Origin of the sequence: Kitasatospora sp. NPDC005751 (genome assembly GCF_040630835.1) — a bacterium.
GTDB lineage: Bacteria > Actinomycetota > Actinomycetes > Streptomycetales > Streptomycetaceae > Kitasatospora.
The window spans coordinates 1-26,159 of sequence record NZ_JBEXYC010000027.1 but is presented as its reverse complement, the minus strand read 5'-3'; the positions used below and the strand labels follow the sequence as shown (position 1 = coordinate 26,159).

Sequence of the window (26,159 nt, the reverse complement as noted above, 5' to 3'; positions counted from 1 at the left end):
GTGACGCAATGTCAAAGTCCTGACCTGCGGCGATGTGGAGATGTCACACCTCGTTCATTATTGGTCTAGGCCAATGTGAGAGGCTGGCGGAACGAACGGCCACGTTCCGTCCGAGCCCAGGGGGGCCATCTCCGCATGCCCGTACTCCATGGCACCGCCATGCCCGCATCCGACACCGGTCCGCGCCTCGCCGTCGCGGACGACTCGCTGCGACTGCCCAGCCCACCCGACGATCAGGAGCTCTACTGGTACTTCGGCCCGCAGCGCCGCTGGGTGCTGCTCTGCGCCACCCTCTCCTACACCGGCGCGACCGTCACGCTCGGCCTCTTCGCACTCAGCCGGCCGCTGCTCTGGCCCTTCCTGGTACTGACCGTCCTCAACGCCGTGACCTGGGTGCTCTCCCTGGCCGACGGCCAGCGGGCGCGCCGGTTCACCCGTGACTCGCACGACCTGCTGCTGCGCGCCTGGCAGCCCGCCCGCCACCCCGGCGTCGACCTGCTGCTGCCCACCGCCGGCGAGCCGCTGGCCGTGCTGGACAACGCCTACCGCCACACCGCCGCCGTCCGCTGGCCGGGCGCGCTGACCGTCCTCGTCCTGGACGACGCCGCCCGTCCCGAGGTGCGCGAACTCGCCGAGTCCTACGGCTTCCAGTACCGGGCCCGGCCCGACCGGGGCCGGTTCAAGAAGGCCGGCAACCTCAACCACGGCCTGGCCGAGGGCAACGGCGACATCATCGCCGTCCTCGACGCCGACTTCTGCCCGCGCCCCGACTTCCTGCACCACCTGGTGCCCTACCTCGACACCCCCGAGGTCGGCATCGTGCAGAGCCCCCAGTGCTTCGACACCGACCCGGACATGTCGTGGCTGGAGCGGGCCGCCGGCGCGACCCAGGAGATCTTCTACCGCTGGATCCAGCCCTCCCGCGACGCCCAGGACGGCACCGTCTGCTGCGGCACCAACGCGCTCTACCGGCGCGCCGCGCTGGAGCGGGTCGGCGGCTTCGCCGAGATCGACCACAGCGAGGACCTCTACACCGGCCTCTCGCTGGCGCGCGCCGGGTGGACCACCCGCTACGTCCCCGCGCTGGTCGCCAAGGGCATGTCGCCCACCGGCCTGCCCGCCTTCATCAGCCAGCAGTACCGCTGGTGCCTCGGCTCGCTCGCCCTGGTCGGCGATCCCGGCTTCCGCAGCGGGCCGCTCAGCCGCTCGGCCCGGCTCTGCTTCTGGAACGGCATCCTCGGCTACCTGACCAGCGCGGTGAACGTCTTCGCCATCCCGCTGCCGGCTCTGATCATGCTGTTCTTCGCGCCCGACGAGATCGAGCCGTGGCAGGTCCTGCCGTTCCTGCCGCCGATCTGGGTCGCCCTCGTCCTGCTGCCCGCGATGTCCCGCACCCGCTGGCGCTTCGAGGTCACCCGGGTCCAACTCCTCGGCGGGCTCTGCCACGTGGTCGCCATCGCGCACGCGCTGCGCCGCCGCAGCGCCGACTGGGTGCCTACCGGTGCCGTCTCCGGCGGTAGCTCGCTGGCCCGCACGGTCGCCCGGATCGGGGTCGGCTGGCTCGGCCTGGTCGTGGTCGCCGGGGCCGTGGGTCTCGGCCGGGCCGTCGCGCTGCACGGCTGGCAGCCGTACTGGGCGCTGGTGGGGCTGCTCGGGCTCACCGCCCACACGATGATCCCGCTCGTCCGGTCGCTCTGGCCGCTGCTGCGCGGCGGCAAGGGCGGCGACGTCGCCGCGCCCGTTCGGGGCGCCACCGGCGCGGACGGGGGCACCGTCCGGGGAACCACCGCCGAGCGGGCGGCCGCCGATCTGCGCTTCGGGCGCGCCGAGGCCGTCGCCGTCACCGCCGTCCTGCTGCTCTGCGGCCTGCTGGCCTCCGGCTGGGCGGACCCGCTGCTCTTCTGATGGCCCATCAATGAGCTGAGTTCGTCTGCTAGTTGATCTCCCTTTGCCGCCCTTGCGCGTCGCCCCACCGGCGCGGAACGACCTCACCCGCCAGGCCGCCCCACTCGGCCGCGCGGCCCCCGAACCGCCGCTGCCAGCCCTGCAAGGAGCCCCGCCGTGTCAACGGCCGTACCACCGAACGCCGAACCGCCGCGCGCCGTTCCCGTTCCTGTTGCTGTTCCCGTTCCTGTTGTTGTCCCGGATCGTGTTCGTGAGCCGGGTGCGGTTACGGTGTTCGCCACCGCCACCGCCGCCGCGCCGAGTGCCGGCGGTGCGGCCGCCGACCCCGACCCTGCGGCCGACCTCGTGCTGCTGACGGCAGCCGGCACCGCCGTGGCGGCGCAGGCGCGGCCAGCCGAGGAGCCCCGGAAGCGGGCGGCCTTCCGCCCCGACATCGAAGGACTGCGCGGCGTCGCCGTGCTCGCCGTCCTCGCCTTCCACGCCGCCGTGCCGGCCTTCACCGGCGGCTACGTCGGCGTCGACATCTTCTTCGTCATCTCCGGATTCCTGATCACCGGCCTGCTGCTGGCCCGACCGATCGGCCTCCGGGACTTCGCCGCCCGCCGCGCCCGCCGGATCCTGCCCGCCGCCGCGGTCGTCCTGGTCGCCACCGCACTGGCCGGCGGCGCGCTGCTCGACCCGCTGCGCGGCACCGACCTGGCCCGGGACCTGATCGCCTCGGCCGGCCAGTTCGCCAACTGGCGGTTCGTCGGCCAGCAGACCGACTACCTCGGCGCCGAGCGCGACCCGAGCCCGCTCCAGCACTTCTGGTCGCTCGGCGTGGAGAACCAGTTCTACCTGCTCTGGGGCGTGCTGCTGCTCGGCCTCGCCCGTTACCTGAGGGGCCGCCGGCGCACCGCCGCGATCGCCGTCGCGACCACCGCGATCGGTGGCGTCTCGCTGCTCCTCTGCATCCGCTGGACGGCCGGTTCGGCGCCGCTCGGCTACTTCTCGACCGCCAGCCGGCTCTGGGAGTTCGCCGCCGGTGCCTGCGCCGCCATGCTCGGCTCGGCCCTCGCCGGGTGGCTGCCCCGGGCCGGCCGCTCCGGACGGCCGGTCGGCCGGGCCCTGCGTCTGCTCGGCTGGGCCGGTGCGGCGGCGGTCGTGGTCGCCGTCCTCCGGTACGACCGCAACACCCCCTTCCCCGGCAGCGCCGCCCTGCTGCCCGTCCTCGGCACCGCCGCCGTGCTGCTCGCCGGACCCGCGCACCGCGCGCTCGGCGCCACCGACGTCGGCCGGCTGCTCGCGGCCCGTCCGCTGAGAGCAGCCGGCCGGCTCTCCTACGTCTGGTACCTCTGGCACTGGCCGGTGCTGACCATCGCCCAGGCCCGCTACGGCGCGCTGCCCTGGACCACCCTGGTCGCGCTCACGGCGGCGAGCGCCGTCCCGGCCTGGCTGACCATGCGGCTGGTCGAACAGCCGCTGCGCTACGGCAGCAGCCCGGCCCCTCGCCGGGGCCTGGCGGTCGGCGCCAGCGCGCTGGTGATCCCGCTGATCGCCGGGCTGACCCTGGGCGGCGGGACCGTCCGGGCCCTCGGCGACACCACCGGGCCGATAGCCGTCCCGGCCGGCGCGGTCGACGGCCCCGCCCTGCTCGCCCCCGGCAGCCGGGTCCTGAGCCTGACGCCCTCGCTGGCCCGGGCCCGCGAGGACTTCCCCCCGGGGCACGGCTGCGAGATCCCGCTCGGCGCCGAGAACAGCCCGCGCTGCCTGTTCGGCGCCGAGGACAGCCCCGACCGGATCGTGCTGCTCGGCGACTCGCACGCGGGCCAGTGGATCTCGGGCGCGCTCGCCCTGGCCGAGCAGCGGAACTGGGCCCTGGAGGTGCTGGTCAAGCCGGGCTGCCCGCTGGCCACCCTGACCGTGCGCAACAACGTCCTCGGCCGGACCTTCGACGAGTGCGACCGCTGGCGCGAGAACACCTTCACCCGGCTGGCCACCGGTCCCACGCCACGGCTGATCGTGATGGCCGGCCTCAACCGGTACGGCAGCGGGCCGGAGCGGGCCGAGGGCTGGAGCCGCACGCTGGACCGCCTCTCGGCCATCGGCGCGCCGCTCGCCTACCTCGGCGACACGCCGATGCCCGGCAAGGACATCCCGACCTGCCTGGCAGCCTCGGACGGCCGCTCGGACGCCTGCTTCTTCCCCCGGGAGACGGCCTTCGAGCAGGACCCGCTGCTCGCCGGCGGGCTCGCCGAGCGCTACCGCGTCCGGGTGCTGGACCTCGGGCCGCTGCTCTGCCCCGGGACCGGTCCGGACTGCCCGGCGGTCCTGGAGGGGGTGGTGCTCTACCGGGACGCGGGGCACATCACCGACACGCTGGCGAAGGTGCTGGCGCCCCGGTTGGACAAGGGGCTGCTACCGGCGGGGTGAGGCACCCGGCCCGGCCCCGGGGGTGGTGGCGGGCCGGGCTGTCGGGGACAGATCGTCGGGGCGGCCGGTCAGCCGTAGATGTTGTGGCAGAGCCTGGCCTGCTCCGAGCCGGCGGGCCAGCGGCCGAAGCGCTCGGCCTGGTCGCAGATCGAGCCGCCGCCGGTCGTGGCCGGTCCGCCGCCCGTCGCGCCCGGGGTCCCCGCGGCGGCCGACGGCCCCGCGGGCGCCGACACGCCGGTCCCCGGGGCCTCCGGGCTCCGGGCCGGGGCCGGGCGGGGCGTCCGGCTCTGCCTCGCCCGGGCGGCGGCGGAGCGTGCCGCGCCCGGCGCGCCGTCCACGCCCGACCGCTCCGCCCCCGGCGAGGCCTCGGACGCCGTGCCGGGGCCGGTTGTCGGGCCCGCGGCGCCGCCCGGGGCCGCGTCCGCCGGGGCCGGGGCGGTGGTGGTCGGCGGCGCCGGTACCGGCAGCAGGTCGGGGACCGCGGGAATCGACGGCGAGGGTGAGGGCGACGGGGACGTACCGGGGAAAGCCACCACGCCGGACGACTCCTCGCCCGATTCGGGCCCGCACATCACCAGGACGGACGCCAGCACGGCGACGATCCCGGCGGCCGCTGCCGCCCATGCCCGGCGGGGCTGCGGCCTGGCCGGGGGCGGCACGGGTGCGGCGGGCGGGGGTGCGGCGGGCGACGCGACCGGGGGCGCGGCGGGTACCGGTGGTGGCTCCCACGCCTGCGTCGGCCACTGCCACTGTCCATCGCCGGGTTGCCCGCTCATGCCGTCGTCCTCCTGCTGCCGAATTCGCCGCCGCCGAATCGCCGCTGCGCCACTGCCGGGTCCACCGCCCGGGTCGACCTCGATCCCGGTGCAGTCCGTGCGCCTCGTCCGGCGACCCGTTCGCCGTACTCAACGAGCGCGCCGACGGCGGGACATGACTCGGAAGAGGGTTCTGTCGCGCCGTCCGTTCCGCACTTCGCTCCGCACTCCGTTCCCGGCTGTACGCTGCCGGCCGTACCCCGGGTGCGGGCGGCGGAGGTCCGCCACATGCTGGGGGCATGGAAACGAACAGCACGTCAAAGCCCCTGGTCGAGGTCGCCGAGTTCCGTACCGACAGCCGCTACCGCCTGGTCCACTTCGAGGGCCACGGCTGGGAGCCGCTGGCCCCGGAGGAGTTCGAGCCACGGATCCACCAGCTCTTCCCCGACCTCGATCCACGCGACGAGTCCCGTGTGCACTGGGTGGACCGGCCCTGGCAGTGGCCGGCCTGGCACGCCGGCGAGGCCTGAGGAACGGGCGTCGCCGGGCCCCGGGGCGGCGGGCGGCCGGCGGCGGGGTCGGCGGTGCGGAGGCGGCAGCAGGGCGGAGTGAGCGGTGGGGGAGGGGCGCGCGCTGTCGTCGGATCAGCCGTCCATTCGGAGGACGCCGCGGTGGAGGAGGTGCTCCGGTTGGGGGGTGCACCGGCTGGGGGTGCTCCAGGTGTGGGGTGCTCCAGGTGTGGGGTGCTCCGGGTGACCGGCGCTGGGGCGTGAGGGCATGCGGGCCGCACCTGTTTCGGGCCTGCCGGGCGTTCGCGCCGGTGGTGGCCGCCGAAGCGAAGAAGCGCGGTTTGGAACGCTGCGGCAATCGGGGGAAGATCGTCCCGGCGGTGGCGGGCGGTCCGGCCTGACCGGAGCCGTCCGACACACCAGGGGGGCACGTGAACCGACCGGCCGGCACCGCAGGTTACGCCGAGGCGGCGGCGGAACTCGCCGTGCAGTACGAGGAGGTGACCTTCGAACAGGTCCACCGCGAACTGCTCCACCTCTTCCCCGGGGCGCCGAGCACCGTCCTGGACTTCGGTGCCGGCACCGGCCGGGACGCGGCCGCCCTCGCGGCCCTCGGCCACCGGGTCGTCGCCGCCGAGCCCACCGAGGAGCTGCGCCGGATCGGGCAGCGGATCCACGCCGACAGCGACATCCGCTGGGTGGACGACGCGCTGCCCGAAGCGGCTGCCGTCACCGCCTCGGAGGAGCGCTTCGACCTGGTCCTGCTGACCGCCGTCTGGATGCATCTGGCCGACCAGGAGCGTGTGTTGGCGATGGCAGCGCTCGCCCGCCTGCTCACGCCCGCCGGTCGGGTGATGCTCTCCCTCCGCCACGGCCCCGTCCCACCCGGCCGCCGGATGTTCGACGTCCCGGCCGACGAGACCGTCGCGCTCGCCGACCGGCACGGCCTGACCCTGCTGACCCACGCCATCCGTCCCGACCTCCACGCCCGCCCGGGCGTGACCTGGACCCTGCTCGCCTTCGAACGGACAGGCGCCGGGGAGGGCTGAGGGCGCCGGGCGTCCGCTGCTCGGACGGCGGCAGCACGGTTCACCCCCCGATGCGGCCCGAGCCGGGGGTGAACCGTGCTGCCGCCCCGGTCAGCGGCGCCGGTCGCCGAACCCGGCGAACCGGGCGAAGCGGCCGAACCCGGCGAACCGGCCGGTTCGGGAAGGGGCGCGATCCGGGTTCGGTCGGCCGGGTGCGCGTCGGCCGGGTGCGTGTGGGCCTGGTGTGAGGGGGTCCGTGCCGGTGGCAGTGGTGCCGAAGCCGTCGGCGACCAGGCGGGTCGCCCAGCGGCGCAGGACGTCGGCGACGGGTGGGTGGTGAAGACCGGCGGCGCGGGCCAGGCGGTCGGCGGACGTGGTGTCGTAGCCGTCCTCCGAGAGGAAGCTGAGCGTCTCGGGGTCGGCGCCGGTCAGCGCGCGGGGCAGTCGGCGGACCAGGCCGACCGGGACGAGGGCGCGGGGCGCGGGCACTCCGAGGTGGTCGGCCAGCAGACCGATCAGCTCGGGCAGCGGGGGCGTCGCAGGGTCGAGCACAGTGTGGGAGTGCACCGGACCGTCGTCGAACTCCGGTACGGCGGCGAGGAACCGGGCCAGGTGGTCGACCGCGACCACCGGCAGGAAGGTCCGCGCCGAACCCGGGAGCAACGGCAGGCGCCGATGGGCGAGTCGGCGGACCAGCTCGGCCAGGCCGAGGTACTGTCCGGCCTCGCCGGTGACCGAATGACCGACCACGCTGCTCGGGTTGACCGTGGTGAGCGGTACGCCGAGGCGGGCGGCCGTGACGCGGACGGCGGCGTCGCCCACCAGTTTGGAGGCCTCGTAGGCGCCGAGGCGGGTGTAGAGCGCGTCGGTCTCGGCGGCCGGGAGTGGGTAGCGCGGCGTGGCGTCCCGGCCGACCCGGTAGCCCGAGAGGTGGACGAGCCGCCGGAGCCCCGGACGGGTGGCGGCCCAGTGCAGCACGTGCAGCGCGCCGTCGACGTTGGCGGCGTCCGCCTCGGTGCGTTCCAGGCCGAACCGGTAGAGGGCGGCGAGGTTGTGGATGTCGCGGATGTCCGTCAGCCGGGCTTCGTCCGTCGTGCCGAGGCCGAGGCCGGGGCGGGTGAGGTCGGCGGCGACGGTGGTCAGTGCGGTGTCGTCGGCGCCGTGCTCGCGGAGCCAGTGGCGCAGTTGACCGTCCCGTGCGGATCCGCGCCCGCCCCGGATGCCGGCGGCCACCGGCTCGCCGCGGTCGAGGAGTTCGAGAACCAGCCAGCGGCCCAGGAAGCCGGTCGCGCCGAGGACCAGGGTGCGCGGCAGGGGCTGGGGTAGCCGGTGCTGCGGCGAGGTGGTGGAGTTCATCTGAAGGTCCTTTTCTGTAGACCGGTCTGCATATTTTTGGGAGATGCCTGGGTGAGAGTGAGGAGGTGGGGAGGGCAGATGAGTATGTAGACCGGTCGGCATATTTCTAGACGCGGCCTAACGGTGACGGGAGTTCGAGGGGCTTAGATTCGGTAGACCGGTCGGTTGATTTCCTCGGTGGCCTGGTGGAAGCCAGTGCGCCAGCTGAGATTCGGTAGACCGGTCGGTATATTTTCAGGCGGCGATCAAGCGGAGCCGATCGGAGCTCGGCCGACTGCGGGGTCGGGTGGACCGGTGGGCCGCGCACGTGAGGTCAGGACGGGCGCGGCCGGTCGGTCACTTCTTCTTCGCGCCGAGCAGGTGGCGGACGGCGTGCCGGGCGTCCTCCAGGGGGCGGCGGTCGCGACGCACCCGGGCGAGCAGTACGGCTCCCTCCAGTACGGCGAGCGCCTGGCCGGAAGCGGTCTCCGCCTCGGCGGGGCCGAACCCCTGGGCGGTGAGGCGTTCGGTGAGCACGAGCTGCCAGCTCGCGTACACCTCGGCGCAGACGCGGCGCAGGGGCTCGTTGCTTCCCGCCACCTCCAGGCCCACGGTCGCGACGGGGCAGCCCTTGCTGTAGTCGGACTCCTCCAGGCGGGCGATGAAGACCTCGACGAGCCGGTCGACCAGTGCCGTCGCTTCCGGGCTGCGGCCGACGGGCGTCCGGAGGAGTTCCTCGACCTCCTGCCCGGCCTGGACGAGGGCGGCGGCGACCAGTTGGTCCTTGCCCTCGGGGAAGTGGAAGTAGAGCGAGCCGCGCGGTGCGCCGCTCTCCGCCACGATCTGGTTGAGGCCGGTACCGAAGTAGCCCTGTGCCTCGATCAGGTTGCGCGTGCCGGCGATCAGCCGGGCGCGGGTCTCTTCTCCCTTGACTCCCATGTGGAAACAGTAGACCGGTCTGTATATTCCTGTCGACCTTCGACCCGGGTGACCGGTTCATCGGGAGGTCGGCCATTGACGCCCTGTTGAGCACCGGGCACCAGGGACCGGGCACCGAGCACCAGGGACCGGGGCCCGGGCGCCCTCGGGGTCGCGTACCCCGCCGCCATGTGAACCGGTGCCGTGCGGAGGCGAACCAACCATCGCGCGCAAGGAATCCACCATGGGTGGCGATCGCACGCCCCATGGTCGTGGTCGATTGACGGATCCGTGGCTTCCGGTCCGGCTGCGTTCCTAGCCTGTCGGGCATGACACACAGTCACCAGCACCAGGCCGAAACGGATGTCGACCGGGCAGTCGCTCCCCATTCCGACGCCCCCACCCCGACGCCCCCACCCGACGCTCCCCACCCCGACGCCCCCCATCGCGACACCCCTCACCCCGACGCCGCGCCCGTGGCCGGTCCGTCCCGGGCGACCGCGCTCGGCTGATCGTCGCCGACGCCACGGCCCTCGAACGGGGCTGAGCCGCAGTACACCCCGAGGCCCCGCCGCCCGGGCAGGTCGGCAGGGACGCCGGCGCGACCGGCCGTGCGGCGGCGGGCAGTGGCGGTGGGCAGTGGCGGCGGGGAGCGGCGGCTGGGAGCGGCGAGGCCGACAGTGGAGCGGACCCCCGCTGGGTGTGCCGCGCAGCCACGGTCGCCGGAAAGCGGTTGACGTTCGCCGGCGTCAGGCCGTTCGATTACCTGCCATGAACATGAGCGCAGGGCAGATGCATCCCGGCACCTACCCCACGGACGTCGACCTCGTACGGCGGCTGATCGCCGGGCAGTTCCCGCAGTGGGCGGGGCTGGCGGTCGAGCGGTTCCCGTCCGGCGGGACGGTCAACGCGATGTACCGGCTGGGCGACGACATGGTCGTCCGGCTGCCGCTGACGCGGGGCGGGGCCGGCGACGTGCTGCTCGAGCGGGCCTGGCTGCCCCGGCTCGCGCCCCAGCTGCCCTGGCCCGTCCCCGAGGCGCTCGGTGACGGGGTGCCCGCCGAGGGCTTCCCCTGGCCGTGGTCGGTCTACCGGTGGCTGGCGGGGGAGAACCCGGAGGTGGAGGCCCTGAGCGAACCGGTGCTGCTGGCCGAGGACCTGGCCGGGTTCGTGGCGGCGATGCGGAGCATCACCCTGCCCGGTGCGCCAGCGGCCCACCGCGGCGGACCGGTCGCCTCGCTCGACGTGGAGACCAGGGCGGCGATCGAGGAGCTGCGCGGGATCCCGCAGGAGGGTGTCGACTGCGATGCCGCCACGGCCGTGTGGGAGGAGGCGTTGCGGACCCCGGGTTGGGACGGGCCGCCGGTGTGGCTGCATGCCGATCTCATGCCGGGCAACCTGCTGGTGGAAGCCGGCAGGCTGACCTCGGTCATCGATTTCGGCTGCCTGGGGACAGGTGATCCCGCCTGCGACCTGTTCCCGGCGTGGAATCTCCTGCCCGCCCGGGCGCGGGAGGTCTTCCGCGAGGCGCTGGGCGTGGACGACGCGACCTGGATCCGCGGCCGCGGGCGGACCCTCTCGCAGGCGCTGATCGCGCTGCCGTACTACCGGAGGACCAACCCGGCGATGGCACGCAACGCCCGGCACGTGATCCGGACGGTGCTGGGGGAGGTCTGACGCGGGCGCCGGTCGGGTGGACGGCCCGGCCCCTGTCCCCCCCGGCCCAACGGGTCTGCGAGAGTGCCGGTATGAAACTTCGCTGTGCCGTACTCGACGACTACCAGGGTGTCGCGACGAGCATCGTCGACTGGTCACCGGTCACCGACCGGGTGGAACTGATCTCCTTCCCGCGGCACTTCGGCTCGGAGGACGAACTGGTCGACGCCGTCGCCGACTTCGACATCATCGTGACCTTGCGCGAACGGGTGGCGTTCCCGGCGGCCGTGTTCGCCCGGCTGCCCCGGCTGCGGCTGCTGGTGGCCTCCGGGATGCGGAACACGGTGATCGACTACGCGGCCGCCCGCGCGCACGGGGTGACGGTCTGCGGGACGGCGAGTTCGTCCACGCCGCCGGTGGAGCTGACCTGGGCGCTGCTGCTCGGGCTCGCCCGGGGGATCGTCACCGAGAACGACGCGCTGCGCACGGGCGGCCCGTGGCAGAGCACCCTCGGCGCGGATCTGGCCGGGCGGCGGCTGGGATTGCTCGGGCTGGGCAAGATCGGGGCGCTGGTGGCCCGGGTCGGTCTCGCGTTCGGCATGGACGTGGTCGCCTGGAGCCCGAACCTCACCGAGGAGTGGGCCGCCGAGGTCGGCGTCCGGCGCGCCGCCAGCAAGGAGGAGCTGCTGCGGGAGAGCGACTTCGTCTCCGTCCACCTGGTGCTGGGCGACCGCAGCCGGGGCCTGCTGGGCAAGGCCGAGTTCGCGTCGATGAAGCCGCGGGCGTACCTGGTGAACACCTCGCGGGCGGCGATCGTCGACCAGGACGCGCTGCTCGCCGCCCTGGCCGAGGGCCGGATCGCGGGTGCGGCGGTGGACGTCTTCGACGTCGAACCGCTGCCAGCCGACCACCCGTTGCGCACCGCGCCGCGGCTGCTGGCGACCCCGCACCTCGGCTATGTGTCGGGCGACACCTACCGGACGTTCTACGGCCAGGCGGTGGAGGACATCGCGGCGTTCCTGGCCGGCTCCCCGGTCCGCGTCCTGGGCTGAGACGCCGGCGCGTCCGGAACGCCGTGCCGGGCACGCCGGGGCGGCCCGTCGCCCCGGGAAACCCCGGGGCGACGGGCCGCCGTTGGTGCGCGGAGCGGGTCGTCAGCTGACCGAGACGGCGCTCCAGGCGGCCGCGACGGCCTTGTACTCGGTGCTGGTCGCGCCGTACAGGTCCTTCGCCGCACTCAGGGTCGCGGTGCGGGCGGCCTTGTAGTTGGTGGTGGAGGTCATGTAGACGGTCAGCGCGCGGTACCAGATCTTGGCGACCTTCTGGTTGCCGATGCCGGTCACCGTGGACTGGTTGCAGGTGGGGCTGTTGTAGGTGAACCCGTTGATGGTCTTGCTGCCGCTGCCCTCGCTGGCGAGGTAGAAGAAGTGGTTGCCGACGCCCGAGGAGTTGTGCACGTCGAGCTGCCCGACCTTGCTGGTCCAGCAGTCGGCGGACCCGCCGTCCAGCGAGGGCTTGTCCATCCGGCGCAGCCACGGCGGGGTGGACTGGTCGCTGAACAGGTAGTCGGGGGTGTCCACCTTGCTGTTGGCGTACCACTCGACCATGGTGCCGAAGATGTCACTGGTGGACTCGTTGAGGCCGCCGGACTCGCCGCTGTAGCGCAGGTTGGCGGTCGCGCTGGTGACGCCGTGGGTCATCTCGTGGCCCATGGTGTCGAGGTCGACCTGCTCCGGGTCCTTGGAGCCGTCGCCGTCACCGGTCATCATGCAGAAGCAGCTGTCGGACCACTGGGCGTTGTCCCAGTCGGTGCCGACGTGCACGAAGACGGTGGCGCCCTTGCCGTCGTTCTTGATGCCGCTGCGGCCGAAGGTGTTCTTGTAGTAGTCGTACGTCCAGGCGGTGTTGGCGTGGGCGTCGACGGCGGCGGTGGCGCGGTCGGTGGAGAACTTCTTCCCGTCGCCCCAGGTGTTGTCCGTGTCGGTGAACAGCGTGCCGGAGCTCGCCTTGAGCGAGCCCGCGGAGACGTTGTGCGCGTCCCTGGTGGTGTGCTTGCGCACCGGGTCGATCAGCGCGAAGCCGCCGGACTGCGCGGTGGTGTCGATGGTGATGTCGCCGGTGTACTCGGAGTGGCCGGTGCCGCTGGCCTGGTGCTCGGAGTCGTAGCTCTCGATCTGCTCGCCGGTGGAGGCGTCGGTGACGACGACCTTCCCGGCGGGCTGGCCGTGGTCGCCGACACCGGCGACGGTGGTCTTCCAGGCGAGGCGGGGCGTGCCGTCGGCGGCCCAGACGACCAGTTCGGGGGAGCTGGTCGCGGAGCCGATGGACGGCGCGGACTGGAGGGCGCGGCTCGCGGAGGTCTGCGCCGGGACCTTCGGGACGATGGACGCCACCGCGGCCTCGTGCGCGGCGGCGCGGGAGGAGTCCTTGAGCCGGCCGCGCGCGTCCTGGTGCACGACCAGGTCACCGCCGACCACGGGCAGGCCCTGGAAGGTGCGGTCGAAGCGGACGTGCTGGGTGCCGTCGGCGTCGATGATGACGTCCTTGACCTGGAGGTCCTGGCCGTCGCCGAAGCCGAACACCCCTGCGTTGTGGGTGACGTTGGCCCTGGCCTGGGCGATCGCGGCGGCGTGGTCGGTGGGGGCGGCCGACGCCGTGGCGGTCTGGAAGGTGGCGGCCACGAGTGCGGCGGTGACCGCTATGGCTCCGGCCGCGAGGTTGCGGCGGTGAGAGGAGATGGGGCTCACTCTGACTCCAGTCGGGGGTAGCTGCAGGGATACGAGCTGGGTCAGAGTTTGACGGTGAACTGACAACGTTGGCTAGATATTTCAAGAGACCTTGACCATTCCGTGTTCTGTCCTGATCGAACTTGATAGGTAGTGAACAAATGCCGCGGGAGCCCACCGTGACGACCCGGTACCTCTGGCGCCGCGCCTTCACCAACGGTGAACTGGCCGCTCTGCATGCGGAGGGGTTCGGCCCCCCGCCGGCACCGGCCTCCCGCGCCGCTGACCGGTGCCGCTGACCGGTGCCTCCGGCCAGTGCCCCTGACCCGCCCCCCAACTGCCGCTCCGCGCGGGACCGGGCGCGAGCGCCGTCGCCCGGTGTCGCCGATCCCCTGCGGGCGGTCCCGCCGGCCCGTACGCTCGCGGGATGGACGGATGGCTGGGCGCCTGGACGGGCGGGCGGCGGGCGGTGCACCTCGGGAACGTCGCCGACTTCAACGAACAGTTCCTCGCGCCGGGGACGGACCCCGACCAGCGGTCCCGGCGCCTGCGGCAGGCACACCACTACGCCGGGATGGCGAGCTGCTACAGCCCCGAGCCCGCGCTGCTGGTCCTGCCGGGGGAGGTCGAGCGGGCCTGGATCGACTGGCTCGCCCGGGAGTTGGAGTGGGGGCCGGTCGAGCTGTACAGCGGGATCGCGCCGGATCGGACGCTCGCCCAGGCCCTCGCCGACCGGCCGGCCCTGGCGGAGCGGATCGCCACCGCCGGTCTCCCGGTGCTGCCGTGGGGACGGACGGCGGCCCAGGGCGAGGGCGCGGAGCTGGCGGCCGTGCGGCGCTACGAGTCCAAGGCCGCCGCGCACGTCCTGTTCACCGAACTGGCCCCGGAACACCACGGGATCGTCGTCCCCCAGCAGGAGCAGCCGGGCTCCCGGCGCCGCGCCGCCCGCCGGCTGACCGCCCGCGCGAGCCGCGGCCTCACCACCGTGCTGAAGAGCCCGCACGGCGTCGGCGGCTACGGGACGGTCGTGGTGACCCCGCAGGACGTGTTCGCGGCCGGCGGCGGCCGGGCCCTGCTGCGCCGGCTGACCGGGGCCGAACTGCCGGCGCCCGGTGGGGACGTGCTGCTGGAGGAGTACATCGACGGCGGCCGTGCCGACCGGCTGCGCGACCTCACCTTCGACGCGGTGGTCGGCGACGACGGCCGCGTCCACCCGGTCGGCGTCGGCGAGATGGCGGTGCACGGCACCCGCTACCAGGGGGTGACGGTCGGCCCGGGGGTGGTGCCGGCCGGCGCGGCGGCGATCGCCGAACGGTTCGGCCTCGCGGTCGGCGAGCGGCTCGCCGCCGAGGGCCACCGGGGCTGGTACGACGTCGACTTCGTCACCGACCGGGACCGCCGGCTCGCCCCCACCGAGATCAACCTGCGGCTCACCGGCCCGGCGATCGCCTTCGTGCTGCGGGCCCGGCTGGACCTGGTCCGCGGCCCCGGCCACCTGGTCCGCACCCTGGACGCGCTGCCGCTCGGCGCCCGGATCTCCCAGGAGGCGCTCCACGACCACCTGGACCGGCTGCGCCCGCGCTGCGCCCGCCTCGGCGTGACCGTCCTGCCGCTGGTCGCGACGGCGGGCTACGAGCGGGAGCCCGCCGTCGGACTGGCCCTCGCCGCGCGCGAGGCCGAGGCGCTGGAGGCCGCGCAGGCGCTGATCGGAGCCGGGAACCACGCGCTGGGCCGGATGTTCGAGGCCCTGCGCTGAGCGGTGCCGGACCGGCCGGGCCCGCGTGCCTCGACCCGCCGCCGCCTCACCTCCGCGCGGACGGCGGGTGCCAGGCGAGGAAGCGGACCACGACCACGGCCGCGATCATCAGCGCGACGTTGAAGACGTAGACCAGGAGCGACTGCCGCGACCAGTCCACCGGTGAGCTGGTCCGGTACAGGTTGTCCTGCGGCCACCAGGAGGCCAGCAGCCAGAACACCGACAGGTGGGTGGCGAGCGTGAGTCCCCGCGGCCTGCCGTGCGCGGTGAGCATCGGCCATCCGGCCAGCAGGAACGCCGCGCCCAGCCCGAACGAGAGCCACTCGGCGATGTACAGGGCGTCGAAGTAGGAGGCGAAGGGGTCCGGCACCCGGGACAGGTCGGTGGAGCCCGGCCAGAGGGAGTCGGTGAGCAGCCAGGCCGCGAAGGCGAAGGGCAGGGCGATGAGGAGCCAGCCGCAGCCGGACAGGCCGGGCCCGCCGGCGCCGGCCGCCCGGGCGGAGCCGGTCCCCCCGCCCGCGCCCTTGAAGCCGGCGCCCTTGTGGCCGGCCGAGCCGCCCGCGCCGGCCTTACCGGCCCGGGGGCCGGTGGAGTCGCGCGGCGCCGGCAGCGGCAGGGAGCCGCGGTCGAGCTTGCCGGCCCTGGTGCGGGGGAGCGCCGACAGCGGCACCACCGCGGTGGGCAGGTCGCCGGCGGGCAGGCGCTTCGTCAGGTAGGCGGAGAGCGACCACGCGTCCGCCCCTTCGGCCCCCGGGTCGGTCACCGCGTACCCGACCAGCGCCCGCCGCCCGGGCTCCGGCTCCACCTCGGCGACGGCGGCCTCCCGGACCGCCGGGTGCGAGCGCAGTACGCCCTCGGCGGCCGCGGCCGTGGTGACCCGCTCGACCACGGCGGCGGCCCGGGCGGAGTCGACCGGCCCCACCACGGCCTCGGCGCGGGCCGTGAACTCCAGTACGCCGTCCGCGCGGATCCGCCCGAGGTCGCCGGTCAGCAGGACCCGGCCGTCCGGGTCGAAGGCCGCGGGCCGGAACCGGCGGTCCGTCTCCTCGGGCCGGTTGAGGTAGCCCCGGCCCAGGCCCGCGCCGGCGACCGCGATCTCGCCGACCGTCCCGCTCGGGGCGGGCTCGCCGTCCGGGCCGAGCACATGGACCCGGGCGCCGGGGAACGGCCGGCCGACCAGCGAGACCCGCTCGCTGCCCTCGCCGCCGGTCGCCCCGGCCGCGTCGAAGTAGCTGCTGTCCACGGAGGCCTCGGCGAGGCCGTACACGTTCAGCACCCGGACGCCCGCGCCGAGCAGCCCCTGCAGGCCCAACTGCTCGTCCAGGTACCACTTCTCGGCGCCCACGGTGAGCAGCCGCACACCGGTCAGCGCCCCGCCCGAGGCCGCGAGGTGCGCCCGCAGGCGGCGCGCCGTGCGGACGTTGAGCTCCAGCACGGTGATGCCCTCGGCGGCGACCAGGGCCGGCAGGTCGGCGATGTCGGCGCTGCGGTCCAGGGTGAGGTTGCGCGGTGCGACCACCAGGGTGGCGCCGGTGCAGAGCGCGCGCACCCAGTCCGCGGTGAAGACGTCGAACTCCAGGCTCGCCGTCTGCAGGATCCGGTCGGAGGCGCGGAGCCCGTAGACCGAGCGCCAGCCGCGGTAGGCGGCCAGCAGGTTGCGGTGCTCGATCAGCACGCCCCGGGGCAGCCCGGTCGAGCCGGAGGTGAAGAAGACGCACGCGAGGTCGTCCGGGCCGGTGGCCACCACGGGCGGACCGGTGGGCAGCGCGGTGACCGCCTCGGTTGCGGCGACGGCCCCGACCGCCCCGACGGCTCCGCCCTTCTCGCCCGCTCCGACCGGCGCCGCCTCGCCCGCCTCGCCCGTCCCGGCCGGCGCGTCCACGCAGACGACGGCCCGCCCGCCGGCGTCCGTCAGCCGGACCCGGTGACTCTCCTCGGTCACCACCACGGCCGGATCGGCCTCCGCGAGCACATGGCGCAGCAGCGGGTCGGGCGCCCCCGGCTCCAGCGGTACGTACGCGCCACCGGCCTTCAGCACGGCGAGCAGGGCGACGAACACCTCGGTGCCCCGGCCCAGCGCCACCGCGGCCCGGCCGCCGGGCTCCAGCCCGGCCGCCGCCAGGTGACGGGCCAGCCGGTCCGCCCGCGCGTCCAGCTCACCGTAGGTCAGTTCCCGCGCGCCGCAGCGGACGGCGACCGCGTCGGGCGTCTGCCGCGCCTGCTCCTCGAACCGCCCGTGCAGCGTTCCGGCACGCCCCGCCGGTTCCGCGTCCCACCCCATCCGTCCAGCCCCCTTCGCATCGTGCTCCGCCCCGATCCTCCCGCCAACCGCCCGCCACGAACAGGGGCGTGCGGACCGGCCGGTCGGTCCGCGCCCCGGCCCGCCCCCGCGCGCCCCGGAGCGGGGCGACCGCCGGAGCCGGTCCACACCTCGGACACCCCGGGCCGCCGCCACTCCGACGGTTGTACTCTGCACGCGGACGGCCGGTGCCAGCCCGCCCGGTGCGGCGCCGCGCCCGTACCCTGTCCGGCGCCGATCCCACGGAGGCCCGCCCGCCATGAGCACGTCCGAACCGCTGCCCGCCGGCCCGCTGCTGCGCACCCGGGACGTCGACGTCGTCCGGGACGGCCGCTACCTGCTGCGCGGGATCGACCTCACCATCGAGCCCGGCGAACACTGGGCGCTGCTCGGGGCCAACGGCGCCGGCAAGTCCACGCTGCTGGCGCTGCTCGGCGCGGTCTCCCACCCCACCCGGGGCACGGTTGACGTGCTGGGCCGCCGGCTCGGCCGGGTCGACATCCGCGAGCTGCGCGCCCACCTCGGTCACGTCAACCCGCGCCACCCGCTGCGTTCGCCGCTCTCCGTCCGCGAGGTGGTGCTGACCGGCCTCACCAACACCATCGAACCGGACCTGCACCGCAAGCCGTCCCCCGAGGAGCTCGACCGCTGTGAGCGACTGATCGAGACCCTCGGCATGACGGCCATGGCGGAAGCCCCGTGGCCCACCCTCTCCCAGGGGGAGCGCGGCCGGGCCCTGATCGCCCGCGCCCTGATGCCCAGCCCCCGGCTGCTGCTGCTCGACGAGCCCGCCACCGGTCTCGACCTCACGGCCCGCGAGCTGCTGCTCGACAGCCTGGACCTGCTGCGCCATCAGCACCCCGAGCTGGCCAGCGTGCTGGTCACGCACCACCTGGAGGAGCTGCCGGAGAGCACCACGCACGCGCTGCTGCTGCGTGACGGCGAGTGCGTCGGGGCCGGGCCGGTGGACGAGGTGATGACCACCGAGCTGGTGAGCGCCTGCTTCGGCCACCCGATCCGGATCAGCCGGCACGAGGGCCGCTGGAGCGCCCGCGCGGCCGCCCGCCGGACCCCCGGCCGCTGAGCACCTCGGCGCTGCGGGCACTGAGCACCTCGGCGCTGCGGGCGGTGAGCACCTCGGGCCCCCGGCCGCTGAGCACCTCGGCGCCGCGGGCGCCCGGCCGCTGAGCCCGCGCGCCGGGCGGCTCCCGGGCGGGTCGGGGCGCGGGACAGGCCACCGGCGGTGGCCGGAAGTGGTCGGTGGGCTGACGGCACCGTGGCCGCCTGGCCCACCCCCCACCTGCGCGGATCGAAGGCGGCCCCGGTGTAGACGGCAAAATCAGATATCCCTAAGGTATGCCTTAGCTAAGTGGGTGGGGGCACCGGTGGCCCCGGTTCCCGTGCCCACGCTCAGCCATGCCCGGAACCGCCTGTCCTCCCCGCTGGAGCCCTCATGTCCGCCCGTCGTTCCACCGCAGCCGCGCTGCTCACCCTCGCTGTGGCGACCGCCGCGCTGGCCGGTTGCTCGCAGAAGAAGGACGACAAGGCCTCTGCCGACGCCGTCAAGGTGAACGCCACCGACAGCGCCTGCGAGGTCTCCAAGACCAGCTTCCCGGCCGGCCACGTCGTGATCGACATCGCGAACAAGGGCTCGAAGACCACCGAGGTCTACGTCTACGGCGACGCTGACAAGATCATCACCGAGCGCGAGAACATCGGCCCCGGCACCAAGGCGTCGATCACCGCCGAGATCAAGGCCGGCTCGTACGAGATCGCCTGCAAGCCGGGTATGGTCGGCGACGGCATCCGCCAGAAGATCACCGTCACCGGTGACGCCGCCGCCTCCGGCGCCTCGACCGACCCGCGGCTGACCGCCGCCGTGGACGCGTACCGCACGTACGCCCAGGAGCAGGCCGACGCCACCATCCCGGTGGTCACGCAGTTCGCCGACGCGATCAAGGCCGGGGACCTGGAGAAGGCCAAGTCGCTCTTCGCGCCGTCGCGCACCGGCTGGGAGCGCACCGAGCCGGTCGCCGAGAGCTTCGGCGACATCGACCCGAAGACCGACACCCGCGAGGACGGCCTGGAGCCCGGCCAGGAGTGGACCGGCTGGCACAAGCTGGAGAAGTCGCTCTGGGCCGACGCCAGGATCGGCGACGACGAGAAGAAGCTCGCCGACCAGCTGGTGACGGACCTGAAGGACTGGCAGACGAAGATCCCGGCGGCCGAGATCACCGCGACCAGCATGGCCAACGGCGCCAAGGAGCTGCTGGACGAGGTCGCCACCGGCAAGATCACCGGCGAGGAGGACCGCTACAGCCACACCGACCTGGCGGACTTCGCCGCCAACGTCGAGGGTGCGCAGAAGGCCTACGAGCTGCTCAAGCCGGTCGCCTCGGAGAAGGACGCCGAGCTGGCCAAGACCCTGGACGCGGAGTTCACCGCGATCCAGGCGCTGCTGGCCAAGTACAAGCAGGCCGACGGCGGTTACACCTCCTACGACAAGGTCACCGAGGCCGAGCGCAAGACCTTCTCCGACGCGGTGAACTCGCTGGGCGAGCCGCTGTCGAAGCTGGCCGCCGCGGTCGTCGTCAAGTAACGGTCGACACGCAGTACCGGTCGACAAGCAGGACCCCAGGAGGTGTCGGCTCCCGTAGCCGGGTTAGCCTCCACCACATCGCCGTGGCGGCCCCCGTGGCCGCCACGGCATCCGTGAGTCAGCGCAGAGAAGGGCCGCCCGTCGATGGACGCCGAGAACCAGCAGCAGAGCGGGACGCCGGCCGGCACCGACGCCGACGCCACCGCGAGTGGGCGGGGCGGCGCCGACCGCGGCCCGATCAGCCGCCGGGCCGTGATCGGCTGGGCGGGCGCGGGCGTCGCGATCGGCGCCGCCGGGGTCGGCTCGGTGGCCGCCGCCACCCGGCAGGACGACGACACCCCCGCGCCGGCGGCCACCCCCGCGAACATCCCCTTCTACGGCGAGCACCAGTCGGGCATCGCCACGCCCGTCCAGGACCGGCTGCACTTCGCCGCGTTCGACGTCTCGGCGACCGCCACCCGCGAGTCGCTGGTCAAGATGCTCAAGGAGTGGTCCAAGGCGGCCGCCGCGATGACGGGCGGGCGCGAGGTCGGCACCGGCGCCGCCAGCGGCCTGCCCGAGGCACCGCCGGACGACACCGGCGAGGCCCTGGGCCTGCCCGCCTCCCGGCTCACCCTCACCATCGGCTTCGGCCCCGGCCTGTTCGAGAAGGACGGCGTGGACCGGTTCGGCCTCAAGGCCCGGCGCCCCGAGGCCCTGATCGACCTGCCGAACTTCAAGGGCGACAAGCTCGACCCGCAGCGCAGCGGCGGCGACCTCTGCGTCCAGGCCTGCGCCGACGACCCGCAGGTCGCCGTGCACGCGATCCGCAACCTGGCCCGGATCGGCATGGGCACGGTCAACATCCGCTGGTCGCAGCTCGGTTTCGGCAAGACGTCCTCGACCACCCCGGACGCGCAGACCCCGCGCAACATGATGGGGTTCAAGGACGGCACCCACAACATCGCCGGCAGCGACACGGCGAAGCTCGCCGAGCACGTCTGGGTCGCCCCCGGCGAGGGCCCGGACTGGATGACCGGCGGCTCCTACCTGGTCGCCCGCCGGATCCGGATGCACATCGAGACCTGGGACCGTACCTCGCTCAAGGAGCAGGAGGACGTCTTCGGCCGCACCAAGGGCGAGGGCGCGCCGTACGGCAAGCCCAAGGAGCACGACGCGCCGGACCTCAAGGCGATGCCCGAGGACTCCCACGTGCGCCTGGCCCACCCGGACAGCAACAGCGGCCTGATGATCCTGCGCCGCGGCTTCTCCTTCACCGACGGCACCGACGGCCTCGGCCGCCTGGACGCCGGCCTGTTCTTCCTCGCCTACCAGCGGGACAGCCGTAAGGCGTTCGTCCCCCTCCAGCAGCGCCTCGCCTCCAGCGACAAGCTCAACGAGTACATCCAGCACGTCGGCTCCGCCCACTTCGCCTGCCCGGCGGGCGTCCGCAAGCCCGGCGAGTGGTGGGGCCAGGCCCTCTTCGGCTGACCTGGCGCTCCCGCCCACCCGTACCACCTCTTCACCCCCAGGAGCCAGCGTGTTCGGCAACTACCTGATCGGCCTGCGCGAGGGCCTCGAAGCGAGCCTCGTCGTCTGCATCCTGATCGCCTATCTGGTCAAGACCGGCCGCAAGGACAAGCTCCTGCCGGTCTGGTCGGGCGTGGTGGCGGCCGTCGTCCTCAGCATGGCCTTCGGCGCCGTCCTGCAGTTCGGCTCCTCGCAGCTGAGCTTCGAGGCGCAGGAGGCGCTCGGCGGCTCGCTGTCGATCATCTCGGTCGGTCTGGTCACCTGGATGGTGTTCTGGATGCGGCGCACCGCCCGCCACCTGAAGACCGAGCTGCACGGCAAGCTGGACGCGGCGATGGCGATGGGCACCTTCGCGCTGGTGGTCACCTCCTTCCTGGCCGTGGGCCGGGAGGGGCTGGAGACCGCGCTGTTCATCTGGTCGGCGGTGCAGGCCACCGACGACGGCTACAACCCCGTGATCGGCGCGGCCCTGGGCCTGGCCACCGCGGTGGTGCTCGGCTGGCTGTTCTACCGGGGCGCGCTGAGGATCAACCTGGCGAAGTTCTTCACCTGGACCGGCGCCATGCTGGTCGTCGTCGCGGCCGGCGTGCTCGCCTACGGCGTGCACGACCTCCAGGAGGCCGGCTGGCTCGGCGGCCTGCACAGCCAGGCCTTCGACATCAGCAGCACCATCCCCAAGGACAGCTGGTACGGCACCCTGCTGAAGGGCGTCTTCAACTTCCAGCCCGACCCGACAGTCCTCCAGCTGGTCGTCTGGGCGGCCTACCTGATCCCGACCCTGGCGATCTTCTTCGGTCTCTTCGGCGGCCGCCCGGCCAAGCCGCTCGCGAACGCCGGCCCGGCGAAGACCGTCGCCTGACGGCCCACCGGCCGCCACCCGCACAGCAACCGCACAGCACCCGAACCGCCCCGCCCGGCCGCCGCCGGACGGGGCGGTTCGGCATGTCCGGGGTCTCGTCCGGCCACGGTGCCGCGGACTGCCGCGCTACCGCGGCGGCCCGCACGCCAGGAGGAGGACCGCGAGGGCGGTGGGACCGATCCCCGTCATCACCCCCGGGGGCGCCGCCCGGCGTGCCGGCCGCCCGGTGCTCCCAGCGCGTACGGCACCGCACAGCGCCGTGCGGCCGCGCCCCGCGCCGCACGTCGCCCGCGTGGTACCCCGCGCCGAGCTGACCACCGGTCAAAAAGTTCATCCCAGGGTCTACCCGCGTAAACCCCCGACGCGCCATGCTGGTTGCCAGCCCGGGCCGCTTCCGCCCGGGGGCTTCCGCCTGCCCTCAGACCGACTCTGGAGTCCCCGTATGCCTGCGATACGCACGCTGCACCGCGCCCTGCCGGCCGCCCTCGGCGCCCTGCTGCTCGCCCTCACCGCGCTGCTGGCCGGCGCCGGCACCGCCCAGGCCGCCCTGCCCACCCCGGTCTCGGCCGCGACGGCCCGCACCTACCTGGCCTCCATCGCGACGGGCGCCGAGACCCACGACGACACCTACGACCGGACGCTGTTCCCGCACTGGATCACCATCGCCGGCACCTGCAACACCCGGGAGACCGTCCTCAAGCGCGACGGCAGCGGCGTGGTCACCGACTCCGCCTGTGCCTCCGTCAGCGGCACCTGGTCCTCGGTCTACGACAACGCGACCACCACCAACGCCTCCTCCTTCGACATCGACCACCTGGTGCCGCTGGCCGAGGCCTGGCGCTCCGGTGCCTGGGCGTGGACGACGGACCAGCGCAAGGCCTTCGCCAACGACCTGACCCGCCCGCAGCTGCTGGCCGTCTCCGCGAGCTCCAACCGCTCCAAGGGCGACCAGGACCCGGCCCACTGGTTGCCGCAGACCTCCTACCGCTGCACCTACGCCCGCGCCTGGGTGCAGGTGAAGTACTTCTACGGCCTCTCCGTGGACACTGCCGAGAAGAGCACCCTCTCCTCGATCCTCAACGGCTGCTGACCGGACCCACTGCTGACGAATCGTTCATGCACAGAGCTCCGCCCGCCGGTGTCCTTCCCGGCGGGCGGAGCTCTTCGGTGTCGGTGGCCTTCCCGGGGCGCTACTCGCTCTTGATCGCCCCCAGGATGTCCATCCGGGCGGCCCGGCGGGCCGGCCAGAGGGCGGCGAGCAGGCCGATCACGGCGGCGGCGACCAGGAAGCCCAGGATCTGGACCGGCGGCACCACCGTGGTGATGCCCTTGAAGGTGTCCGCCATCGTGCGGGTGCCCGCCCAGGCGGTCACGATGCCGAGCAGCACGCCGACCACGCCGCCGAAGAGCGCGATCATCAGCGACTCCAGCCGGACCATCCGGCCGATGCCGCGCCGGTCCAGGCCGATCGCCCGCAGCATGCCGATCTCCCGGCGGCGCTCGAACACCGACATCGCCATGGTGTTGACGACGCCCAGGACGGCGATCACCACGGACATCCCCAGCAGGCCGTACATGATGTTCAGCACCGCGGTGACCAGCTGGCGGTTCTCCGCCTTGATGTCCTTCTCGCCCTTGACGGCGATCAGCGGGTTGCCGCCGGTGGCGTCGCGCAGGGCCTGCTTCAGCTTGGCGTCGGCGCCGTTCACGCCCTTGACCAGGACCTTCTGCGGCCCGGTGCCGGGTGCGGCGTGCGGGCCGACCACGGAGTCCGGGGCGACCAGACCGGCCAGCGCGGTGCCGGCCTCCAGCACGCCGCCGACGGTCAGCGAGCCCTTGGTGCCGTCCGGGTAGGTGAAGGCCAGCGGGTCACCGGGCTTCAGGCGCAGGCGGTCGGCGGTGCCGGAGCCGACCAGTAGCTCGCCCCGCTTCAGCGCGTCCGCGCTACCGGCCTTCACCGTGATGGTGGCCAGCTGGTCGATGGTCGCGGCGTCCACCGAGGTGACCACCTCGCGGTCGTCGCGGTCGCCGGTGCCGGCCGCGTCGCCGGCGCCGGTCCCGACCAGGACGGTGCGCACCACGCTCATCGCGCTCACGCCCGGAGTCCGGGCGACCTGCGTCGCGACCTCGGGGGACAGCATCGAGGAGTTCTGCATGGCGACGGTGTAGTCGGCCTTGGTGTCGTTCTCGGTCTCCTCGTCCACGGCCTTGTTCACCGAGGCACCGATCACGGTCAGCGCGGTGATCAGGGTGACGCCGATGGTGAGGGCCGAGGCGGTGGCGGCGGTGCGGCGCGGGTTGCGCACGGCGTTCTCGCGGGCCAGCTTGCCCGGCGTCCCGTACAGCCTGCGCAGCAGCGGGGCGAACAGCGCGATCAGCGGCCGGGCCAGCAGCGGGGTCAGCACGAACACGCCGATCAGCAGCGCGCCCGCGCCGGCGCCGACCAGCTTGCCCTCCTTGCCGGCGGCGCCGGCCAGCAGGCCGCCGACGCCGGCCGCGGCGAACAGCAGGCCGATCGTGTTGCGCACCCGCAGGCTCTTCTGGGTGGCCGGCTGCTCGACCGAGCTCATCGCGGCGACCGGGGCGATCCGGGAGGCGCGGAGGGCGGGCAGCCAGGCGGCGAGCACCGTCACCAGCACTCCGATGGCGACCGAGACGAGCACCGTGGACGGGGCGACCACCAGCGGGCCGTCCGGCAGGTTGGCCTCCATCGGTCCGTTCAGCAGCGAGCGCAGGCCGGTGGCGATGCCGATGCCGGCGAGCAGTCCGGCCACCGAGGCGGTCAGGCCGACCAGCAGCGCCTCGACCAGCACGGAAAGGGTGACCTGCCTGCGGTTGGCGCCGACGGCGCGCAGCAGGGCGAGCTCCTTGGTGCGCTGGGCGACCAGCATGGTGAAGGTGTTGGCGATGATGAAGATGCCGACGAACAGCGCGATCGCGGCGAAGCCGAGCAGCACGCCGCTCATGCCCTTGGTGCCCTCCTGGATCATCCGGTCCTGCTCGTCGGCCAGCTCGCGGCCGGTCCTCACCTCGATCGAGTCGTCCTGCGGGACGGCCTGCCGGACGGCGGTGAGCAGCGCGCGGTCGTCGGCGCCGGGCCGGCCCTTGACGTCGATCTCGGCGAAGCGGCCCGGGCTGAGGTAGAGCTGCTGGGCGGTGGCGGTGTCGAAGGCGGCGAGCGAGCCGCCGGAGACGACGCGCGGGTCGTTGGTGTGCAGGGTGCCGGTGAGCTTCAGCTCCATGACCGGGCCGTTGACGGCCACCCGGACGGTGTCGCCGACCTTGTAGCCGCCCTTGTCGGCGGTCTTCACGTCCAGTGCCACCTCGCCGGAGCCGCGCGGGCCGCGGCCGTCGACGAGCGGGTAGCGCGGGTCGGTGCCGTCGGCGCCCGGCACGTAGTTGGTGCCGGTGGTCGAGAAGCCGTCGCCGATCAGCGCGCCCTTGCGGTCGGCGATGCCGGCGAAGCCGGTGACCACGCCGCGGGCCTCCGCGGCGCCGGGCAGCAGGGCGACCGCCTTGCGGGTGGACTCGGTCAGGGTGGGGTCGGTGGTGCTCCCGCCGCTGAGGTCGTACCCCCGGTCGACGGCGCTGCGGTCACTGATGGTGACGGCTATGTCGGTGTAGCTCTTGGCGCTCTGGGAGCGCAGCGCGTTGCCGAGGGTGTCGGTGAAGACGAGCGTGCCGGCGACGAAGGCGGTGCCGAGCATGACGGCGAGGACCGTCATCAGGAGTCGGCCCTTGTGGGCCAGCACGTTGCGCAGTGCGGTGCGGTACATGGGGTGTCCTGGAGTCTGGGGTGGGGCGGGCTGCTGTCGGCGGGGGGTCAGCTGGTGCGGCCCTTGGCGTCGAAGCGGCGCATGCGGTCCAGGACGGTGTCGGCGGTGGGGCCGGCG

General features: G+C 73.9%; 18 protein-coding genes. 12 read left to right on the top strand and 6 right to left on the bottom strand.

Going from position 1 to position 26,159, the window contains the following annotated elements:
• Positions 1-159 precede the first annotated feature (159 nt).
• Together ABZ497_RS23025 and ABZ497_RS23020 are read left to right on the top strand one after the other, a co-directional pair.
• Positions 160-1,905: a glycosyltransferase family 2 protein gene (locus tag ABZ497_RS23025; protein ID WP_359807924.1), complete on the top strand. Its 1,746-nt coding sequence runs from the start codon at positions 160-162 to the stop codon at positions 1,903-1,905.
• Between the two features lie 270 nt (positions 1,906-2,175).
• Positions 2,176-4,317, top strand: a complete 2,142-nt coding sequence (locus ABZ497_RS23020; RefSeq protein ID WP_359807923.1) for an acyltransferase family protein — start codon at positions 2,176-2,178, stop codon at positions 4,315-4,317.
• A 68-nt stretch (positions 4,318-4,385) separates the two neighbouring features.
• Here the strand turns inward: ABZ497_RS23020 and ABZ497_RS23015 are convergent, their stop codons facing one another.
• Positions 4,386-5,093, bottom strand: coding sequence for a hypothetical protein (locus tag ABZ497_RS23015; RefSeq protein WP_359807921.1), 708 nt, complete (start codon positions 5,091-5,093; stop codon positions 4,386-4,388).
• 278 nt (positions 5,094-5,371) lie between these two features.
• Between ABZ497_RS23015 and ABZ497_RS23010 the strand changes: the two genes are divergently transcribed.
• Positions 5,372-5,602, top strand: coding sequence for a hypothetical protein (locus ABZ497_RS23010; RefSeq protein ID WP_329486024.1), 231 nt, complete (start codon positions 5,372-5,374; stop codon positions 5,600-5,602).
• 410 nt (positions 5,603-6,012) lie between these two features.
• On the top strand, positions 6,013-6,630 hold the full coding sequence (locus tag ABZ497_RS23005) for a class I SAM-dependent methyltransferase (protein ID WP_359807919.1): 618 nt from the start codon (positions 6,013-6,015) through the stop codon (positions 6,628-6,630).
• A gap of 90 nt (positions 6,631-6,720) precedes the next feature.
• Here the strand turns inward: ABZ497_RS23005 and ABZ497_RS23000 are convergent, their stop codons facing one another.
• A complete protein-coding gene (locus ABZ497_RS23000; protein ID WP_359807918.1) occupies positions 6,721-7,965 on the bottom strand; it encodes an SDR family oxidoreductase in 1,245 nt (414 codons plus the stop codon).
• A 336-nt stretch (positions 7,966-8,301) separates the two neighbouring features.
• Complete coding sequence (locus tag ABZ497_RS22995) at positions 8,302-8,883, bottom strand: TetR/AcrR family transcriptional regulator (RefSeq protein ID WP_359807916.1); 582 nt, start codon at positions 8,881-8,883, stop codon at positions 8,302-8,304.
• 756 nt (positions 8,884-9,639) lie between these two features.
• Here ABZ497_RS22995 and ABZ497_RS22990 point away from each other — a divergent pair.
• Both ABZ497_RS22990 and ABZ497_RS22985 read left to right on the top strand, forming a co-directional pair.
• Positions 9,640-10,539: an aminoglycoside phosphotransferase family protein gene (locus ABZ497_RS22990; protein WP_359808003.1), complete on the top strand. Its 900-nt coding sequence runs from the start codon at positions 9,640-9,642 to the stop codon at positions 10,537-10,539.
• A gap of 71 nt (positions 10,540-10,610) precedes the next feature.
• Positions 10,611-11,570 (top strand): D-2-hydroxyacid dehydrogenase family protein, encoded by a 960-nt coding sequence (locus tag ABZ497_RS22985; RefSeq protein ID WP_359807914.1) that lies wholly within the window; start codon positions 10,611-10,613, stop codon positions 11,568-11,570.
• A gap of 102 nt (positions 11,571-11,672) precedes the next feature.
• Here the strand turns inward: ABZ497_RS22985 and ABZ497_RS22980 are convergent, their stop codons facing one another.
• Entirely contained in the window at positions 11,673-13,265 is a 1,593-nt protein-coding gene (locus tag ABZ497_RS22980; RefSeq protein WP_359807913.1) for a M4 family metallopeptidase, read from the bottom strand.
• Positions 13,266-13,671: 406 nt separating this feature from the next.
• Between ABZ497_RS22980 and ABZ497_RS22975 the strand changes: the two genes are divergently transcribed.
• A complete protein-coding gene (locus tag ABZ497_RS22975; protein WP_359807911.1) occupies positions 13,672-15,000 on the top strand; it encodes a hypothetical protein in 1,329 nt (442 codons plus the stop codon).
• A 46-nt stretch (positions 15,001-15,046) separates the two neighbouring features.
• On the opposite strand, the gene ABZ497_RS22970 is transcribed toward ABZ497_RS22975, so the two are convergent.
• Positions 15,047-17,281 carry an amino acid adenylation domain-containing protein gene (locus ABZ497_RS22970; protein ID WP_359807909.1) on the bottom strand — a complete coding sequence of 745 codons (2,235 nt, stop codon included), beginning with the start codon at positions 17,279-17,281 and terminating at the stop codon, positions 15,047-15,049.
• Between the two features lie 277 nt (positions 17,282-17,558).
• Between ABZ497_RS22970 and ABZ497_RS22965 the strand changes: the two genes are divergently transcribed.
• From ABZ497_RS22965 to ABZ497_RS22945, 5 genes are all read left to right on the top strand, one after another.
• Positions 17,559-18,383: an ATP-binding cassette domain-containing protein gene (locus ABZ497_RS22965; protein ID WP_359807908.1), complete on the top strand. Its 825-nt coding sequence runs from the start codon at positions 17,559-17,561 to the stop codon at positions 18,381-18,383.
• Positions 18,384-18,752: 369 nt separating this feature from the next.
• On the top strand, positions 18,753-19,898 hold the full coding sequence (gene efeO, locus ABZ497_RS22960; RefSeq protein WP_359807906.1) for an iron uptake system protein EfeO: 1,146 nt from the start codon (positions 18,753-18,755) through the stop codon (positions 19,896-19,898).
• Positions 19,899-20,042: 144 nt separating this feature from the next.
• A complete protein-coding gene (gene efeB / locus ABZ497_RS22955; protein ID WP_359807904.1) occupies positions 20,043-21,368 on the top strand; it encodes an iron uptake transporter deferrochelatase/peroxidase subunit in 1,326 nt (441 codons plus the stop codon).
• Between the two features lie 49 nt (positions 21,369-21,417).
• Positions 21,418-22,266 carry an iron uptake transporter permease EfeU gene (efeU, locus tag ABZ497_RS22950; protein WP_359807903.1) on the top strand — a complete coding sequence of 283 codons (849 nt, stop codon included), beginning with the start codon at positions 21,418-21,420 and terminating at the stop codon, positions 22,264-22,266.
• Positions 22,267-22,708: 442 nt separating this feature from the next.
• Positions 22,709-23,356 (top strand): HNH endonuclease family protein, encoded by a 648-nt coding sequence (locus ABZ497_RS22945; protein ID WP_352297907.1) that lies wholly within the window; start codon positions 22,709-22,711, stop codon positions 23,354-23,356.
• Between the two features lie 100 nt (positions 23,357-23,456).
• Here the strand turns inward: ABZ497_RS22945 and ABZ497_RS22940 are convergent, their stop codons facing one another.
• Entirely contained in the window at positions 23,457-26,042 is a 2,586-nt protein-coding gene (locus tag ABZ497_RS22940) for an ABC transporter permease (protein ID WP_359807901.1), read from the bottom strand.
• Between the last annotated feature and the right edge of the window lie 117 nt (positions 26,043-26,159).

What these genes read in the sequence shown, in the direction of transcription:
- ABZ497_RS23025 (WP_359807924.1), top strand. Translation starts at nt 160, where the DNA reads ATGCCCGCATCCGACACCGGTCCGCGCCTCGCCGTCGCGGACGACTCG.
- ABZ497_RS23015 (WP_359807921.1), bottom strand. Translation starts at nt 5,093, where the DNA reads ATGAGCGGGCAACCCGGCGATGGACAGTGGCAGTGGCCGACGCAGGCG.
- ABZ497_RS23010 (WP_329486024.1), top strand. Translation starts at nt 5,372, where the DNA reads ATGGAAACGAACAGCACGTCAAAGCCCCTGGTCGAGGTCGCCGAGTTC.
- ABZ497_RS23000 (WP_359807918.1), bottom strand. Translation starts at nt 7,965, where the DNA reads ATGAACTCCACCACCTCGCCGCAGCACCGGCTACCCCAGCCCCTGCCG.
- ABZ497_RS22995 (WP_359807916.1), bottom strand. Translation starts at nt 8,883, where the DNA reads ATGGGAGTCAAGGGAGAAGAGACCCGCGCCCGGCTGATCGCCGGCACG.
- ABZ497_RS22990 (WP_359808003.1), top strand. Translation starts at nt 9,640, where the DNA reads ATGAGCGCAGGGCAGATGCATCCCGGCACCTACCCCACGGACGTCGAC.
- ABZ497_RS22985 (WP_359807914.1), top strand. Translation starts at nt 10,611, where the DNA reads ATGAAACTTCGCTGTGCCGTACTCGACGACTACCAGGGTGTCGCGACG.
- ABZ497_RS22975 (WP_359807911.1), top strand. Translation starts at nt 13,672, where the DNA reads ATGGACGGATGGCTGGGCGCCTGGACGGGCGGGCGGCGGGCGGTGCAC.
- ABZ497_RS22970 (WP_359807909.1), bottom strand. Translation starts at nt 17,281, where the DNA reads ATGGGGTGGGACGCGGAACCGGCGGGGCGTGCCGGAACGCTGCACGGG.
- ABZ497_RS22965 (WP_359807908.1), top strand. Translation starts at nt 17,559, where the DNA reads ATGAGCACGTCCGAACCGCTGCCCGCCGGCCCGCTGCTGCGCACCCGG.
- efeO (WP_359807906.1), top strand. Translation starts at nt 18,753, where the DNA reads ATGTCCGCCCGTCGTTCCACCGCAGCCGCGCTGCTCACCCTCGCTGTG.
- efeB (WP_359807904.1), top strand. Translation starts at nt 20,043, where the DNA reads ATGGACGCCGAGAACCAGCAGCAGAGCGGGACGCCGGCCGGCACCGAC.
- ABZ497_RS22945 (WP_352297907.1), top strand. Translation starts at nt 22,709, where the DNA reads ATGCCTGCGATACGCACGCTGCACCGCGCCCTGCCGGCCGCCCTCGGC.
- ABZ497_RS22940 (WP_359807901.1), bottom strand. Translation starts at nt 26,042, where the DNA reads ATGTACCGCACCGCACTGCGCAACGTGCTGGCCCACAAGGGCCGACTC.